Consider the following 14876-nt stretch of genomic DNA (forward strand, 5'->3'; position numbering starts at 1 on the left):
CGTGTTGCGAACACGGCGGTGTCGCGACTATCGCACAGCCACCGGATGGGTGAAACCTCGCCGCCGCAGGCTCGCACGCAGGCCGATGGAGCTTCGATGGGCTTGCGACTGGTGTCACGGATCGGGCCCGGTTCGTTCCCGGGATCGACCCCGTTATCGCCTTGACCCGTGCACGCGCGCGCTGTGACGCAGCGGCTGAATGCGCGCACTGCATATCGCTCGATGCAACTCGGTGCGCGAACGCCGCGCCGATCGCGCCGCGCCGATCGCGGCCGGTTTGACACTGCCTGCGATGCACGGCTTAGATCGGTGGCGCGCATCGTGCCGGCCAGGGAATCGCCACGGTTGTGCCGATGCGTACTGCGGGCATGGCCCGCAGGGGGAGCCACGGTCGGACCCGTCCTTGCGGCGCCGACGACCGTGTGCGCTTGAGTACAGGAAAGGGTTTTCCATCGAACCTCAAGTCAGGAGATATCCATGAGCAAGAAGCTGATCGCATGTTGTGTGTTCGTGTTCGGTATGGGGCTTGGGCTGACCGCCGCGGCCGGCGGCTCCAGCATCACCCCGGAAATGGCGCAGTGCATTTACGACTGCAAGCTGTCCGGCAACACCCAGACCTATTGCTGGGCGTGCTGCGTGCAGAAGCAGTGCCCCATTCCGGTCGAGTAAGCCCGGTGGGGTAAGGCCGATCGAGTCATCGCCGGTCGAGTCGGCCTGATCGGTTGAAGCGCCGGCCGCCGCATCCCGGCGGCCGGCGCGTTCGTGGTGGCCGCCGGCGCCTGTACCGGGGCGCCTGTCCCCGGCCGGCGAGGGTTCAGCCAATGCGTGCCAGTCTGCGCCGGCCTTGTGAGACCGGAGCCGACGATGCGATTCGTCCCAGTGCTGTTCGTTTCGATCCTGTGCGCGGGCCTGCCTGCGCTCACGACCGCCGCCACCACCGCCGACCCGGCGCCCGAGATCCAGCGCGGGCCGATTCCGGCCCAGGCGGTTGCCCGCCTGCACACCCTGCGCCAGATTCCCGAAGCCTGCGCGCGGGTCGAGGGCATATTCACCGGCCAGGCCGCCGACCCCTACAAATTCGCGGTCGTGCGCACCAGCCCGAACTGCCAGCCGCGTGCGCGCTTCGTCGACGCCGCCAAGGCGCAGCCGTCCGAAGCGAGCGGCTGGAAGTTCAACGATCTGATCCGCGTGCCCAACGCTGCCTGCCCGCAGCAACAGGCGGTGGTGCGGATCTGGCGCAAGCCGGCCTCGGCCGCGGTGCCGCCGACCCTGGATGCGCAGGGCAAGTCGCGCCTGTACCTGCAGGACGAAAAGGAAAAGGCCGCGGCCAACAAGCTCGCCGCGATTCCGATGTTCGCCGCCTCGATGAAGGTCGAGGGCCAGGCCTGCGGCGGCTGAGTAAGCATGCCCGATAAGCATCGCGCATAAAGAAAGGGCCGCATTGCGGCCCTTTCTTTTATCCCGCTTCAGTGCGGCGGCTTCGTTGCGAAGCCGCTGCGCTTACTTGGCGACCCGGCAGTTGCCGATGTGGATCAGGCGGGTGTCGGCCTGGTAGGAGTCGAAGGTGCCGACCAGGTCGAGCTTGTCGCCCTTGCGCAAAGTCATCGAGTAACCGCGCTGGTCCGAGGCCATGTGGCACATCACGCGGGTGAAGACGATGGCGTCGCGGCTGCTCGGAATGAAGCCCGGCAGCAACGAGGGCTTCATGTCGTAGAACACGCTCAGGCCGCCGCTGCCGGATTCCGAACCCAGGAAGTAGCCGCTGACACGGTAAGTCTTGCCCTTGTTGCGCACGTCGAGCATCGCGACGTTGTCCTGGACGGTCTTGGAGACTTCGTCGGCCAGCTTGATCGCCGAGATCGAGATCGGCTTGGCGCTGCCGCCAGCGGCCTTCGGCGGTGCCTTGCCGGGCTTGAGCTGGTACAGCATCTTGCACATCGAGGTCTTGATCGAGTCGGCATTGGCCAGCGCGCCGCGGCGCGTCTTCATCAGCATGGTCACGGTGCCGTCCGCCACCGCGGTCACATAGACCTGCAGGCCGCGATGGGCGACATTCGGCGACACCTCGAGCAGCAGCGAGCCGGACTCGCTGTTCGCATCGATCACGTTCATGCCGTCGGATACGGCGATGTTGTTCATCTGGCCGACCGCGCTGGCGACGCTGAGGCCTGGCACGGTCACCGAGGTCGAATACTCGGTGCCCTTGAGCGGATTGCCGGACTTGGTGAAATTGTCTTCGCACTTGCCGGCCAGGGCCGAAGCCGAGGGCAGCAAGAGAATGAGCAGCGGTAACAGCTTGCCTTTCATGAAGGCCTCCTTGATATGTCGAAACTCAGCGTCCGTGCGTCCGCCATTAAGTGCATGAACGCGCGCGATGGCAGAGTGCCGCAATCGCCCAGGCGATTCAACGGGTTTCCCGCCAGGGGTAATGTGTTGTGTGCCTATTCCTGACGCAGCGCACAGCTTGCGGCGCCCGCGAAAACTGAACTCGCGGCCGCGCAAGGCGGCCGCAGCATCGCCTGCGCGACCATCGTCGATGTCACAGTCACGTGCCGTGTGCGGCCTGGGCGTCGAGCTCCGTGGGCCGCGCGGGACGCGGCCCGCGAGCCTCGGTCGGTCTTCCTCAGCCTGCGGTTTTCAGCCTGTAGTCCTCAACAGCTGGGGTCCTGTTCGTAGCGCCGCTGCATTTCGTCGGGCTCGATCTGCTCGATGCTGTGGCCGATGTTCCAGCGATGACCGAAGGGATCGATGACCGTGCCCGAGCGTTCGCCGTAGAAGTGATCGCGCGGCGCCATCGCCAGTTGCGCGCCGGCGGCGACCGCGCGTGCGACCACGTCGTCGGCATCGTCGACATGCAGGTGCAGGGTGTGGCTGTGGCCGCGTTCCGGCTCGGGGCGGCGGATTTCGACCTCGGGAAATTCCTCGCACAGCATCAAGGTGGTGCCGCCGAGGTCGAGTTCGACGTGGCCGATGCGGCCCCCGGGTTCGACCAGGCGGAATTTCTCGGTGGCGTCGAAGACCTTGCAGTAGAACGCGATCGCGGCCTGCGCGTCGCCGACGCACAGATAGGAAAACAACTCGTGGACGGCCATGGCGGGCTCCGTGGTGGATGACGGCGCCAGCATGGCTGCGGGCCGTGCGCGAGGATTGGAAAAAATTGACCGGCGTCGAGCGGCGTTTCGCCTGCTCAGACCGGCCGGATCGGCAGATGATGCGGCGAGGCGAGCGGTGCAGCCAGATACTCGCGCGGGCTGACCCCGGCGAACTCGCGGAACTCGCCGATCAGGTGCGACTGGTCGAAATAACCGTGGTCGAGCGCGAGCTGGGCCCACGCCGGCCGCGGCGTCGCCGACAAGGCCGCGAGCAGGCGACGGAAGCGTTGCACGCGCGCATAGCGCTTGGGCGCCAGGCCGACCGCATCGCGGAAACCGGCGATGAAATGGCGATGGCTGCGGCCGCCGGCCTCGGCGATCGCGGCGATGGCCTCATCGGCGCCGGACTCGCGTTCGAGCCGGGTCGCCGCCTGCACGATCTGCGGATCGAGGCCGCGCTGCGGTCGCAGGCGTTGCTGCAGGAAGCGTTCGAACAGCCGGCGGCGAGCTTGCGCGTCCCCGGTCGCCGCCAGGCGTTCGTACAGCAGGCCGGCGGCGCTGCCGCACAGATCGCCCAGCGGCACGTGCTGGCCGGCGAGCTCGGCCGCGGATACGCCGAACAAGGCCAGCGCCGCGCCCGGGCGCAGCACCGCGCCGACCGAGGCGGCCGGCGCCGAGGTGTCCTTGATGCAATACGCGGCGCGGATGCCGGCCACGGTCGCGGCGGCATGGCGGCGGCCGATGCGGTCGTCGGCATCGGCGTACAAACGCAGCGGGGGTCCGTCCAGGCGCACGACCAGATGCATCGCGCCGTTCGGCAAGGAATGCTCGCGCAAGGCGCTCGGTGCCTGGCTCGGGCGCTCGCACACCCAGATGCGTTCGATCCACGGATGCAACGAAGCCGGCAGGGAAGGTTCGGCGCTCATGGCGGCGGGGCGATGTCGTGGTGTCGCGGAGGCGGCAGCACGATCATGCGCCCGGATTCGAGGCCTGGGGGCCCCGCGCGTTCACATCGACACCGAGCGCGCCGGCACCGCGGCGTTCTTGCACGAGCTGCCGGCGCCGCTGGCGGTGTAGTCGAAGACCTTGCTGTTGCGGACCATGAACTTGATCGCGCAGCGGCCGGCGTCCGCGGGCGGGGCCGGCGCGGCCGAGTCGCGCGCGGGTTCGGCCGCGGGCAGGAGGTAATGCAGCGAGCGGCTGTCGGCTTCGTCGCGGTACGAAAGCGGATCGCCCCAGGTGCCGACCAGCAATTGCAACGGTGCGTCGATCCAGCTTTCCAGCGCCGGGTTCGGCGTGCGTTCGCGGCGTTCGCTGGCGCGTGCGCTGCGCGCCGAGGCTTCGGCCTGGGCGCGGGCGTCGTCCTGCTGGTCGCGCAGTTCGGCGTGGACCCGGTCCATCGCGCCGGACAAGCGCGCGAGCGTGTTCTCGACTTGCTGCCGGCGCGCCGCGGTCTGGGTCTTGGAGCGGGTGCTGGTGTAACGCGGCCGCTTGCCGTCGGTCCAGAAGCGTTGCCAGGACAGCTCGACCACGGTCAGCAGGTTCGCCGCGCCGTCGAGCGGGGTCATGCCGTGTTCGGGGTTGCGCGAGGCCGGGTCGCAGGCGAAGCGCTGCGCCTGGGTCATCCAGCCGGCCGGCGTGGGCGCCCACTCGCTCGGCGCCCGGGTTTCCTCGGTGTCGTTGCGCCGATACACCTCGGTGGCGGTGCTGCGCGCTTGTCCGCGCGCGCAGTCGAACTGCAGATGGTGGACGATCTTGTCCGGCGCGGACTTGTGCTCCATGACCTCGAACACCTGGATCGAGCGCGGCGCCGCTTCGCGCGCGCTCATCGCCGCGTCGGGGCCCTGCTCGAACAGGATCCGGCTTTCTTCTTCGGGCGGCAGGGCGGTTTCGATCCAATTGCTGTCGGCATAGATCAGGCCGCGCGCGGGCCGCTCGCCATAGCGGTGCAACAGATAACCCTCGCCGGCATGCGCCGCCCCCGCCGCCAGCACGAGGGCGGCGAGGCTGGCCGACAGTGCGGCCTTCTTGGCGGCCTTCGTGGCGGTGTTCGTCCAACGGTCCATGATCGAACGTGTCCTTGGGGCGGCGACCCGCCGCCGCCCGAGGATAGCGCCGCCCCGCTCGGGCGGCGCGCTCAGGCCGGTGTCGCGGTTCGGTTAGCGGCCGGCCGTCGCAGTTCGCTCAGCCTTCGAAGGCCGGCAGTTTGGGTTTCACCGCGACGTTCTTCAGCGCCACGTACTTGGGCAGGCCGTCGCGGCCGTACGGCGGCGGGGCTTCGCCGCGGATCAGCGGCTCCAGGTAGGCGCGGGCCTTAGCGGTGATGCCGTAGCCGTCCTTACGCAGGAACCCGGCCGGCATCTTCTTCTCGTGATTGGCCACCTTGCTCAGCGGCGCGGCCTCGATCTTCCAGCGATACGGCGCGTCGGAAGTGCGCACGATCACCGGCATGACCGAGTTCTGGCCCTTCAGCGCGAACTCGACCGCGGCCTTGCCGACCGCGCGGGCCTGCTCGACGTCGGTCTTGGAGGCCAGGTGGCGGGCCGAGCGTTGCAGATAGTCGGGCAGAGCCCAATGCACCTTGTAGCCCAGCGCGTCCTTAACCCGTCCGGCCAAGTGCGAGGCGACCCCGCCGAGCTGGGTATGGCCGAAGGAGTCGTGGCCGCCGCCGGCATCGGCGACGAAGCGGCCATCGGCGGTCTGGATGCCTTCGCTGGCGACCACCACGCAATAGCCGACGCGTTCGACCGTGGCGCGGACCTTGGCGAAGAAGTCGGCCTCGTCGAAGGGGCGTTCCGGAAACAGGATCAGGTGCGGGGCCTCGTCGGCGCCCTGGCCGGCCAGGCCGGCGGCCGCGGCCAGCCAGCCGGCGTGGCGGCCCATGGCCTCGTAGACGAAGACCTTGGTCGAGGTCTCGGCCATCGCCGCCACGTCCAGGGCGGCCTCGCGCACCGACACGGCGGTGTACTTGGCGGCCGAGCCGAAGCCGGGACAGCAGTCGGTCACGGCCAGGTCGTTGTCGACCGTCTTCGGCACCCCGATGCAGGTCAACGGATAGCCGAACTCGGCCGCGAGCCGGGACACTTTGAGCGCGGTGTCGGCCGAGTCGTTGCCGCCGTTGTAGAGGAACCAGCGCACGTCGTGGGCCTTGAGCACGGCCAGCAAGCGCTCGTAGCGGGCGCGGTCGGCCTCCAGCGACTTGAGCTTGACCCGGCACGAGCCGAAGGCGCCGCCGGGGGTGTGGCCGAGGGCGCGGATCGCCGCCGCCGACTCCCGGGAGGTGTCGATCAACTCCTCGCGCAGGGCGCCGAGGATGCCGTTGCGGGCCGCCAGCACCTTGACCTTGCGGGCCCGGGCGGTCTCGATCACGGCCGAGGCCGTGGCATTGATGACGGCGGTCACACCGCCGGATTGGGCGTACAGCAGAGTTCCGTTGGGCATGGGGATTCCAGGATTTCGGCCGGATTGCGGTAAGCTGCCAGCAATATTTTGCCCGGCGGGTGAATGGCGGCTCCGAGTGTAGCGCCGCCCCGCGAACTGGCCAGCCTCGGGCGGCCGGTGGGCTGCGAGGCTGGCGTGGCGAACGCCGGCCGCGACGATTTCGTTAGTTTTCAGGAGCGATGTTGATGCGATTGGTACTTCTGGGCGCGCCCGGTTCCGGCAAGGGCACGCAGGCTGCGCGGCTTAAGGAGCATTTGCAGGTGCCGCATATTTCCACCGGCGATCTATTGCGCGGCGAAGTCGCGGCCGGTTCCAAGTTGGGTCTGGAAGCCAAGGCGGTGATGGACGCCGGCAACCTGGTCAGCGACGAGATTCTGCTCGGCATGCTCGAGGACCGTTTCTCGCGTCCCGACACCGCCGGCGGTTTCATCCTCGACGGTTACCCGCGCAACCTGGCCCAGGCCGATGCGCTCGACGTGCTGCTCAAGAAAATCGGCCAGCCGATGGACTTCGCCGTGCAGCTCGAAGTGCCGACCGAATTGCTGGTCCAGCGCATCGCCGGCCGCGCCGCCGAGCAGGGCCGCGTCGACGACAGCCCGGAAGCGGTACGCACGCGCCTGAAGGTCTACGACGACGTGACCGCGCCGGTCATCGAGTACTACCGCCAGCATGGCCGTCTGACCGTGGTCGACGGCGTCGGCTCGCTGGACGTGGTGTTCACCCGCATCATCGAAGCGCTGGAACCGGCGCCGACGGTCGGCTGACCCCGTTCTTTCTGCACTGCGTTCGCGCTTCGGCTTTGCTCCGTTTCTCGCTGCGCTGCATTCGCGCACCGGTTCTTCTCCCTCTCCCGCTTGCGGGAGAGGGGTGGGGTGAGGGCATTCGCTCTCCCAGTCGCCGCGCCGGTTTCGTGGCAGCGGGATCGGCAGCCGTGGAGCTTCTGCGCACGCCGACTCGCACGCCCCCAACCTTTGCCCTCTTGCGCAGGCGGGAGCGGGGGAGTGAGTGCCGTGCAGCAGCCGCTTGCGTTGGACCTTCGACGTTAATCCAGGACCTCGGATCTTGAAGCTACATATCTTGGGCATCGCCGGCACCTTCATGGGCGGCGTCGCCGCGCTCGCACGCGAACTCGGCCATGAGGTCGAAGGCAGCGACCAGGCGGTCTACCCGCCGATGTCGACCCAGCTCGAACAGCTCGGCATCGCGCTCAAGCAAGGCTACAAGCCGGAATACATCGGCGCCGATTGCGACGAGATCGTGGTCGGCAACGCGCTGTCGCGCGGCAACGCCGCGGTCGAACAGGTCCTCGACGACGGTCGCCGTTATACCTCCGGCGCACAGTGGCTGAGCGAACAGGTGCTGCCGGGACGCGACACGCTCGCCGTCGCCGGCACCCACGGCAAGACCACGACTACGACCATCCTGACCTGGTTGCTGGAAGCCGCCGGCCGCCAGCCGGGCTTTCTGATCGGCGGCGTCGCCGAAGACTTCGGCGTGTCCGCGCGCATCGGTGCCGGCCGCGAGTTCGTGGTCGAAGCCGACGAGTACGACACCGCCTTCTTCGACAAACGCAGCAAGTTCGTCCACTACCGTCCGCTGGTGGCGATCCTCAACAACCTCGAATACGACCACGCCGACATCTTTCCCGACGTCGCCGCGATCCAGCGCCAGTTCCATCACCTGGTGCGCACCGTGCCGCGCCGCGGCCGCCTGATCGTCAACGGCGAAGACGAGCGCCTGAGCGAAGTGCTGGCGATGGGCTGCTGGACCCCGGTCGAACGGTTCGGCCTGCAGTCCGAGTCCGAGTCCGAGTCGGCGTCCGCCACGCCGGCCTTCGAATGGACCGCGCGCTTGATCGAAGCCGACGGCAGCGCCTTTGCGGTGATCCACGACGGCGTCGAACTTGGCGAGGTGCGTTGGCCCTTGCTGGGCCGCCACAACGTCATGAACGCGCTGGCCGCCTTGGCCGCCGCGAATGCGGTAGGCGTCGACGTCGCCAGCGTATTGCCGGCCCTGGCCGCCTTCCGCAGCGTCAAGCGCCGCCTGGAAGTGATCGGCGAAACCGGCGGCGTCACCGTTTATGACGACTTCGCCCATCATCCGACCGCGATCGCCACCACGCTCGCCGGCCTGCGCGCACGCGTCGGCAGCGCGCGCATCGTCGTGGCGATGGAACCGCGCAGCAATTCGATGCGCCTGGGCGCGCATTCCGACGCCCTGGCGCCTTCGCTCGATGGCGCCGACACCGTGGTGTTCCTGCATCGGCCCGAGTTGGCCTGGGATGCGGGCAAGGTTGTGGCCGGTCTGCGCGGCGAGGGCGTAACCGTGCCCGACGCCGATGCCCTGATCGCCGCGTTGAGCGAACGCGTACGCGCCGGCGACCATGTCGTGTTCATGTCGAACGGCGGTTTCGACGGCGCGCCGAGGCGGTTCTTCGCCGCGTTGCGGGACGCGCAGGTGGCGTAGTCGCGTCGCTGCCGCCGCCTCCTCTCCAATGTAGGAGCGGCGTCCCACAGGGATTTCCTACGGTCATAAGCCGCGACCGCGGAATGCGCAGAGACTGCAACGCCGACGTCTGTGATAGAAGCAGCGCACCCTCGCGAGGGTAGGAGCGGCGCGAGCCGCGACCGCGTCCGTCCCCGAAACGGCGCTGCCCACAACGCCAGGCCAGACTGGCTTTTGCCTTTGCATAAGGATTTTGCCGTTGCTGTTGTTGTTGCCGTTGCCGTTGCTGTGCGCCGCATCGCACTAGCGAAGGCTAAAGAAGACCCAAAGGGCGGCCCGCATGGATGCGGGCCGTTTTTCATCGGGACAAGGATGTCCCGTATGAAAAATCCCTGCGCATGCACCGCCCGCGCGGGCCTGTGATTCAAAACAAAGCATTTTTCTTTGGTTACCTTTCTTTTGTTGCTTATGACAAAAGAAAGTAACCCGCCGCTTTAGTGGCGGAAGCTCTTAGCGTTTGATCTTGCTTCGCAAGAAGCCACAAGCCACAAGCAAGAGCAAAGCTTCCGCCCGCTGACGCGGCCGGGTTACTTTCTTTTGCTAAGCCCAAAAGAAAGGTAACCAAAGAAAAGGGCTCTCCTTGCAAGGGCACAAGCCCGCACGATCGATGCCGACGCAGGGATGCTCCAGACAGGCCATCCATGGCCTGCTTGCGCACGGCCCGCATCCATGCGGGCCGCCCTACGGGTCTACTGTTGATCGGCAAAGCAGCAAAGCAGATCAAAATCTGGGCAACGGCAACGGCAACGGCAACGGCAACGGCCTGTAATCGCCGACCAAGAAACCTCTGCGGCATACGCCACTGTCGGCCACAGAGCCACCAACTATCCACCCCATATCGTGGCCGCGCCCGGTCTTGGCTACACTGCGGCCATGTCCCAAGACATCGCCGCTTCCGAATCGCTCGGCCTGTTTCCCCTGCATACCGTACTGGTGCCCGGTGCGGCGCTCGGCTTGCGCGTGTTCGAGCGGCGTTATCTGGACCTGGTACGCGATTGCGGCCGGCAGGGGCGCGGTTTCGGCGTCTGTCTGATCATCGACGGCCAGGAGGCCGGCGCGCCGGCCACGGCCGCGGCTTACGGCACCGAGGCGGTGATCGAGGATTTCGGCACCGGCGACGACGGTCTGCTGACCTTGCGCGTGCGCGGGGTGCGGCGCTTCCACGCCGAGCGGGTGCGCGTGCGCGATAACGGCCTGCAGGTCGCCGAGGTGCAGTGGTGCGAGCCGGACACCAGCGAAGTGGTGCGGCCCGAGCATTCGCTGCTGGTCACCTTGCTGGAGCACCTGCTCGAACAGATCGGTGGCGAGCACGCCAAGGCGCCGCATTCGTGCATGGACGACGCGGCCTGGGTCGGCTGGCGGCTAACCGAGCTATTGCCGCTGTCGTTGACCCAACGGCAGGCCTTGCTGCAGATGGACGGGCCGCATCAGCGCCTGGATCACTTGCTGACGGTATTGCCCTAAGCCGATACGCAATCGATCGGCGCCGCGCAAAGGCGGGCGCCGGCCTTGCGGCAAACTCACGGCGCCGGATCGCTACCCGGCACTCGATACTGCGATTGCAGACGCAACACGCGCGTGCCGTTCTTCGGGTGCGCCTGCTCGATCATGGTGAAGCCGGTCAGTGCCTTGCGGACTTCGGCATGGGCGCGGCCGTCGTCGGATTGCGGCAGCCACAGCGCGGCGGCGTTGAAGGGCTTGTTCAAACGCAGGGTCTGGGTGCTGCCGACCCACAGCGGGGTGCCGTCGGACAGCACCGCCGGCGCCGGCCACAGGCGCAGGGCGTATTGCACGTCCGGGCTCGGCCCGTCGCGCAGCATCAGCAGCGCTTCGGCCTGCGCATCCAAGGTGGCCGGCAACACGATCTGGTCGCGCGGCGGCGCATCGTCGTCGAGCAGGGCGATGGTCGCCAGCCAGTCGGCCTGTTCCTGCACGCGCCAGCCGTTGGCTTCCAGGCTCGCGCGCAGCGGCGGCAAGGGGCCGGCGATCTGGATGTCGAGCGGCCAACGCTGGCGTACGTCGCTCTCGTTGCGTTGCGCGGGCAGCGTCGCCCAGTCGCGTTTCCACCACGGCCCGGCTTCGAGCACCGTGGTCGGCGTGGCGGCGGCGAATTTCGCCAGCAAGGCGTCGGCCGAGCGCGGCGCATGCCACAGCGCGGCGGCGACGAAAACGGTATAGAACAGCCAGGCCAGCGGCCGCATCCAGAACGAGCGCGCGACGTGGCGGCGATAGGCGATGCCGAGCAGCAACAGCCAGACGATGCCGAACAAGGTGCCGCCGACCAGGTCGCTGGGCCAGTGCGCGCCCAGGTAGAGGCGGGCGAAGCCGACCAAGGTGGTGACCACTCCGGCCAGCAAATACGGCCATACCCGTTGCCGGCCCGGCAGTTCGCGGGCGATCAGCACGGCGAAGAAGCCGAATACGATCGTGGTCATGGTCACAGCGACCGACGGGAAGCCGAAGCCGGCTGGCGCGGTCGGCGGGCGCGGCATGTCGATCGCCGCTTCCAGCAACGAAGTCAGGGCGAGGCCGAACACGATCGCGCCGACCCAGTGCGCCGCGGCCATCCAGCGTCGGCGCCAGCCCAGGTAAATCAACACGGCGAGCGACGCCGGACCGAGCACGGCGGCATCGCCCAGGCTCGCCAGCCCCGCCATCAAGCGGTCGGCGAGCGGATTGCGCAACGTCCACATGAACTCATGGACGCTGTGATCGATCGCCAGCGGCCCGCCGCTCGCGAGCAGGCTGGCGAGCAGGGTGAACCAGATCCAGCTGATCCCGAGCAGGCACACCGCCAGCATCACCAGCGAGGCCGATTCGGGGCGATTGGGGTCGATCAGGGCCGCGGCGTAACGGCCGAGGCGCGGATGCGCGCGGGTCCAGCGCAGAGCACGCGCGAGCAGGTTGTTGGCGTGCGAGGCGAACCAGCGCCAGGTGTAGAGCACCGTGGCCCAGACCAGGGCGACCGCGACCAGCAAGGCGCCGAGCACGATCGCGAGGCGATCGGCGACCGCGGCGACCGCATCGTAGGAAGCGCCGAGCACCCAGCCGGGCGCGAGGAACAGGGCCGACCACACCAGACAGGCGCCGAAACTCGGAATCGCGTAGCGCTTCATCGGCATCTTCAACATGCCGGCGATCGCCGGCACGAACGGCCGCACCGCGCCGACGAAGCGCGCGATCACGATGCTCTTGCTGCCGTGGCGGCGGAACAGGCCCTCGCCGCGGTCCAGCCATTGCGGATAACGCGAGAACGGCCAGCGCTGGCGCAACTGCGGCCCCCAGCGGTAGCCGACCCAGTAGCTCAGGCCGTCGCCGGCGAAGGCGCCGAGAGTCGAGCAGACCAGCGCATACGGACCGCTGATATGGCCAAGGCCGACCAGGGTGCCGACCGCGAACAGCAGGGGCAGGGCAGGCACCACGATGCCGACGATGACCAGGGCATCGCAGAACGCGATCAAGAAGATCACGACGCCTGCGGCGATCGGATTGGCCGCGATCCATGCGGTCGCGCTTTCTAGCCAGGCAGGTTCCATCGGCCGATTATAGGCAGCGATGTCTGTTGCGCGGATGACTGCCGGCGCTCGGCGGCAGGCCGTGACCAACGGCACGCGCAGGGCGGCGGGAATGGGGCATCCAGAATCGTGAAGCGCTTGCCTGGCTTTGGTTGATGCATTTGCCTGTCCCGAGTCCCGAGTCCCGAGTCCCGAGTCCCGAGTCCCGGCTACACTGACGGCATGTCCTCCGACGTCATCGAAGTTGCCGCACTCAAGGCCGACAGCTTCGGCCGTATCGCCCTGATGCGCGATCGCGCCGGTCTGTTCGTGCGCCGCGACCTGGGCCACGTGCCGTGGTGGTTGCGTGTGCCGGCGTGGTGGCTGGCGCGGCGCGAGGCGCGCGCGCTGCAGCGCGTCGACGGCCTCGAAGCCACCCCACAGTTGCTGCGCTGGGACGGGCGCCGGCTCGACCGCAGCTATCTCGACGGCGCCGCCATGTACCAGCGTCCGCCGCACGGCGACCTGGCCTATTTCCGCCAGGCCCGGCGCTTGCTGCAACGGCTGCATCGGCGCGGTCTGGCCCATAACGACCTGGCCAAGGAAGCCAACTGGTTGGTGCTGGTCGACGGCCGCCCGGCGATCATCGATTTCCAACTCGCGACCCGTGGCGACCCGCGTTCGCGCTGGATGCGCCTGTTGGCGCGCGAGGATCTGCGCCACCTGCTCAAACACAAGCGTACCTATTGCCCGCAGGCGCTGACCCCGGTCGAACGGCGCGTGCTCAAGCGCCATTCCTGGTTGCGCGAACTCTGGTTCGCGACCGGCAAGCCGGTCTACCGCTTCGTCACCCGGCGCATCCTGCATTGGGAAGACAACGAGGGGCAGGGGCCGAAGCCTTGAGGGCCGGGTTTCGGGACTCGACACTCGGGACTCGGGACTCGTTCGAGCGGTAGCTCGGCGATTGGGGCCTCGATTGCGTGCGGTGTGGCTCGCATTGGTATGGGGCTGCGCTTTGGGCTGCAACTTCGATACGAAAGCTGGTATTCGTTGAGGCGGTGACGCCGCGAGCGAGTCGGCAACGTGCGGTGTGTGTCGCGTTGGTATGGTTGTGGCCGGGTTGAGCGCTTGATTCAACGCGATTCTTGAGGCAGCGAAGCGGCCGCGTCGTGTTCGAGCCTGCGGTCCGGATTCGCGCGGCGCGAATCGGATTAGGATGAAGCCTGCTGCAGGCCAGCGCCTACGTTGGCCCCTCCCGAATCCTTCCTCTCGAATCCCGCCATGTCCACACTCTCCGGCAAGACCATCTTCATCACCGGCGCCTCGCGCGGCATCGGCCGCGAGATCGCGCTGCGCGCCGCACGCGACGGCGCCAACATCGCCATCGCCGCCAAGTCCTCGGTCGCCAATCCCAAGCTGCCGGGCACGATCCACAGCGTCGCCGCCGAAGTCGAGGCCGCCGGTGGCCGCGCGCTCGCGCTCAAGTGCGATATTCGCGAAGAAGACGAGGTCAACGCCGCGGTCGCCGCGGTCGTCGACACCTTCGGCGGCATCGACATCCTGATCAACAACGCCAGCGCGATCTGGCTGCGCGGCACGCTCGATACGCCGATGAAGCGTTTCGACCTGATGCAGCAGGTCAATTCGCGCGGCAGTTTCTTGTGCGCGCAGGCCTGCCTGCCGTATCTGCAGCAGGCCGCGAACCCGCACATCCTGACCCTGGCGCCGCCGCCGAGCCTGGACGTGAAGTGGTGGGCGCCGCATACCGGCTACACCCTGGCCAAGATGGGCATGAGCTTCGTCACCTTGGGCCTGGCCGGTGAGTTCGGCCCGCAGGGCATCGCTGTCAACGCGCTGTGGCCGCGGACGATCATCGCCACCGATGCCTTGAACCTGATCCCCGGCATTCCGATGGATCGTTGCCGCAAGCCGAGCATCGTCGCCGATGCAGTGCACGCGGTGTTGGTGCGCCCGGCGCAGGGGTTCTATGGGCGCTTCCTGATCGACGAAGAGGTGCTGGGCCAGGCCGGCGTGACCGACTTCAGTCAGTACGCGGTGGATGCGAGCAAGCAGCCGTTGCCGGATTTGTTTCTGGATTGATCGGTGATGGCCGGCTGGCCAAGGGTAGGAGCGGCGCAAGCCGCGACCGCGTTCCGTTCCGCGAACTGCGTGAGCTGCGTAGCAGGATTGCTGTTGCAATGATTTTGATCTGTTTTGCTGTTTTGCTGTTTTGCTGTTTTGCTGTTTTGCTGTTTTGCTGTTTTGCTGTTTTGCTGTTTTGCTGTTTTGCTGTTTTGCTGTTTTGCTGTTTTGCTGTTTTGCTGTTTTGCTGTTTTGCTGTTTT

At 67.5% G+C, this 14876-nt stretch carries 14 protein-coding genes; 7 read left to right on the forward strand and 7 right to left on the reverse strand.

The window, feature by feature from the left end:
* Window positions 1–477: 477 nt before the first annotated feature.
* Entirely contained in the window at window positions 478–669 is a 192-nt protein-coding gene (locus ACTOWK_RS16865) for a hypothetical protein (protein WP_441331263.1), read from the forward strand.
* Window positions 670–864: 195 nt separating this feature from the next.
* On the forward strand, window positions 865–1398 hold the full coding sequence (locus tag ACTOWK_RS16870; RefSeq protein ID WP_441331264.1) for a hypothetical protein: 534 nt from the start codon (window positions 865–867) through the stop codon (window positions 1396–1398).
* A 102-nt stretch (window positions 1399–1500) separates the two neighbouring features.
* Here ACTOWK_RS16870 and ACTOWK_RS16875 read toward each other — a convergent pair whose 3' ends face one another.
* From ACTOWK_RS16875 to ACTOWK_RS16895, 5 genes are all read right to left on the reverse strand, one after another.
* Window positions 1501–2307 carry a hypothetical protein gene (locus tag ACTOWK_RS16875; protein WP_441331265.1) on the reverse strand — a complete coding sequence of 269 codons (807 nt, stop codon included), beginning with the start codon at window positions 2305–2307 and terminating at the stop codon, window positions 1501–1503.
* A 344-nt stretch (window positions 2308–2651) separates the two neighbouring features.
* Window positions 2652–3092 carry a VOC family protein gene (locus ACTOWK_RS16880; protein ID WP_441331266.1) on the reverse strand — a complete coding sequence of 147 codons (441 nt, stop codon included), beginning with the start codon at window positions 3090–3092 and terminating at the stop codon, window positions 2652–2654.
* Between the two features lie 95 nt (window positions 3093–3187).
* On the reverse strand, window positions 3188–4018 hold the full coding sequence (locus ACTOWK_RS16885) for a helix-turn-helix domain-containing protein (protein ID WP_441331267.1): 831 nt from the start codon (window positions 4016–4018) through the stop codon (window positions 3188–3190).
* 81 nt (window positions 4019–4099) lie between these two features.
* Window positions 4100–5158 (reverse strand): hypothetical protein, encoded by a 1059-nt coding sequence (locus ACTOWK_RS16890; protein WP_441331268.1) that lies wholly within the window; start codon window positions 5156–5158, stop codon window positions 4100–4102.
* A gap of 118 nt (window positions 5159–5276) precedes the next feature.
* The gene (locus ACTOWK_RS16895; protein WP_441331269.1) at window positions 5277–6533 is read right to left on the reverse strand and encodes a 6-phosphofructokinase; all 1257 of its coding nucleotides are present in this window, start codon (window positions 6531–6533) and stop codon (window positions 5277–5279) included.
* 185 nt (window positions 6534–6718) lie between these two features.
* Here ACTOWK_RS16895 and ACTOWK_RS16900 point away from each other — a divergent pair, with 185 nt between their 5' ends.
* The 3 genes from ACTOWK_RS16900 to ACTOWK_RS16910 all read left to right on the forward strand — a co-directional run bounded on the left by ACTOWK_RS16900 (window position 6719) and on the right by ACTOWK_RS16910 (window position 10502).
* On the forward strand, window positions 6719–7297 hold the full coding sequence (locus ACTOWK_RS16900) for an adenylate kinase (protein ID WP_031370360.1): 579 nt from the start codon (window positions 6719–6721) through the stop codon (window positions 7295–7297).
* Between the two features lie 295 nt (window positions 7298–7592).
* On the forward strand, window positions 7593–8999 hold the full coding sequence (gene mpl, locus ACTOWK_RS16905) for a UDP-N-acetylmuramate:L-alanyl-gamma-D-glutamyl-meso-diaminopimelate ligase (protein WP_441331278.1): 1407 nt from the start codon (window positions 7593–7595) through the stop codon (window positions 8997–8999).
* A 912-nt stretch (window positions 9000–9911) separates the two neighbouring features.
* Window positions 9912–10502 carry an LON peptidase substrate-binding domain-containing protein gene (locus ACTOWK_RS16910; RefSeq protein ID WP_441331270.1) on the forward strand — a complete coding sequence of 197 codons (591 nt, stop codon included), beginning with the start codon at window positions 9912–9914 and terminating at the stop codon, window positions 10500–10502.
* A 56-nt stretch (window positions 10503–10558) separates the two neighbouring features.
* Here ACTOWK_RS16910 and ACTOWK_RS16915 read toward each other — a convergent pair whose 3' ends face one another.
* The gene (locus ACTOWK_RS16915; RefSeq protein ID WP_441331271.1) at window positions 10559–12574 is read right to left on the reverse strand and encodes a VTT domain-containing protein; all 2016 of its coding nucleotides are present in this window, start codon (window positions 12572–12574) and stop codon (window positions 10559–10561) included.
* 201 nt (window positions 12575–12775) lie between these two features.
* Here ACTOWK_RS16915 and ACTOWK_RS16920 point away from each other — a divergent pair, with 201 nt between their 5' ends.
* Together ACTOWK_RS16920 and ACTOWK_RS16925 are read left to right on the forward strand one after the other, a co-directional pair.
* Entirely contained in the window at window positions 12776–13435 is a 660-nt protein-coding gene (locus ACTOWK_RS16920; protein WP_441331272.1) for a serine/threonine protein kinase, read from the forward strand.
* A 378-nt stretch (window positions 13436–13813) separates the two neighbouring features.
* On the forward strand, window positions 13814–14632 hold the full coding sequence (locus tag ACTOWK_RS16925; RefSeq protein WP_441331273.1) for an SDR family oxidoreductase: 819 nt from the start codon (window positions 13814–13816) through the stop codon (window positions 14630–14632).
* Here the strand turns inward: ACTOWK_RS16925 and ACTOWK_RS16930 are convergent.
* Window positions 14578–14876, reverse strand: a 299-nt coding sequence (locus ACTOWK_RS16930; protein WP_441331274.1) for a hypothetical protein, incomplete at its 5' end; no start/stop codon positions are given. The genes ACTOWK_RS16925 and ACTOWK_RS16930 overlap by 55 nt on opposite strands.

The sequence above is a fragment of the Lysobacter sp. CA196 genome (genome assembly GCF_052078695.1).
In the GTDB taxonomy this organism is placed as follows: domain Bacteria; phylum Pseudomonadota; class Gammaproteobacteria; order Xanthomonadales; family Xanthomonadaceae; genus Lysobacter.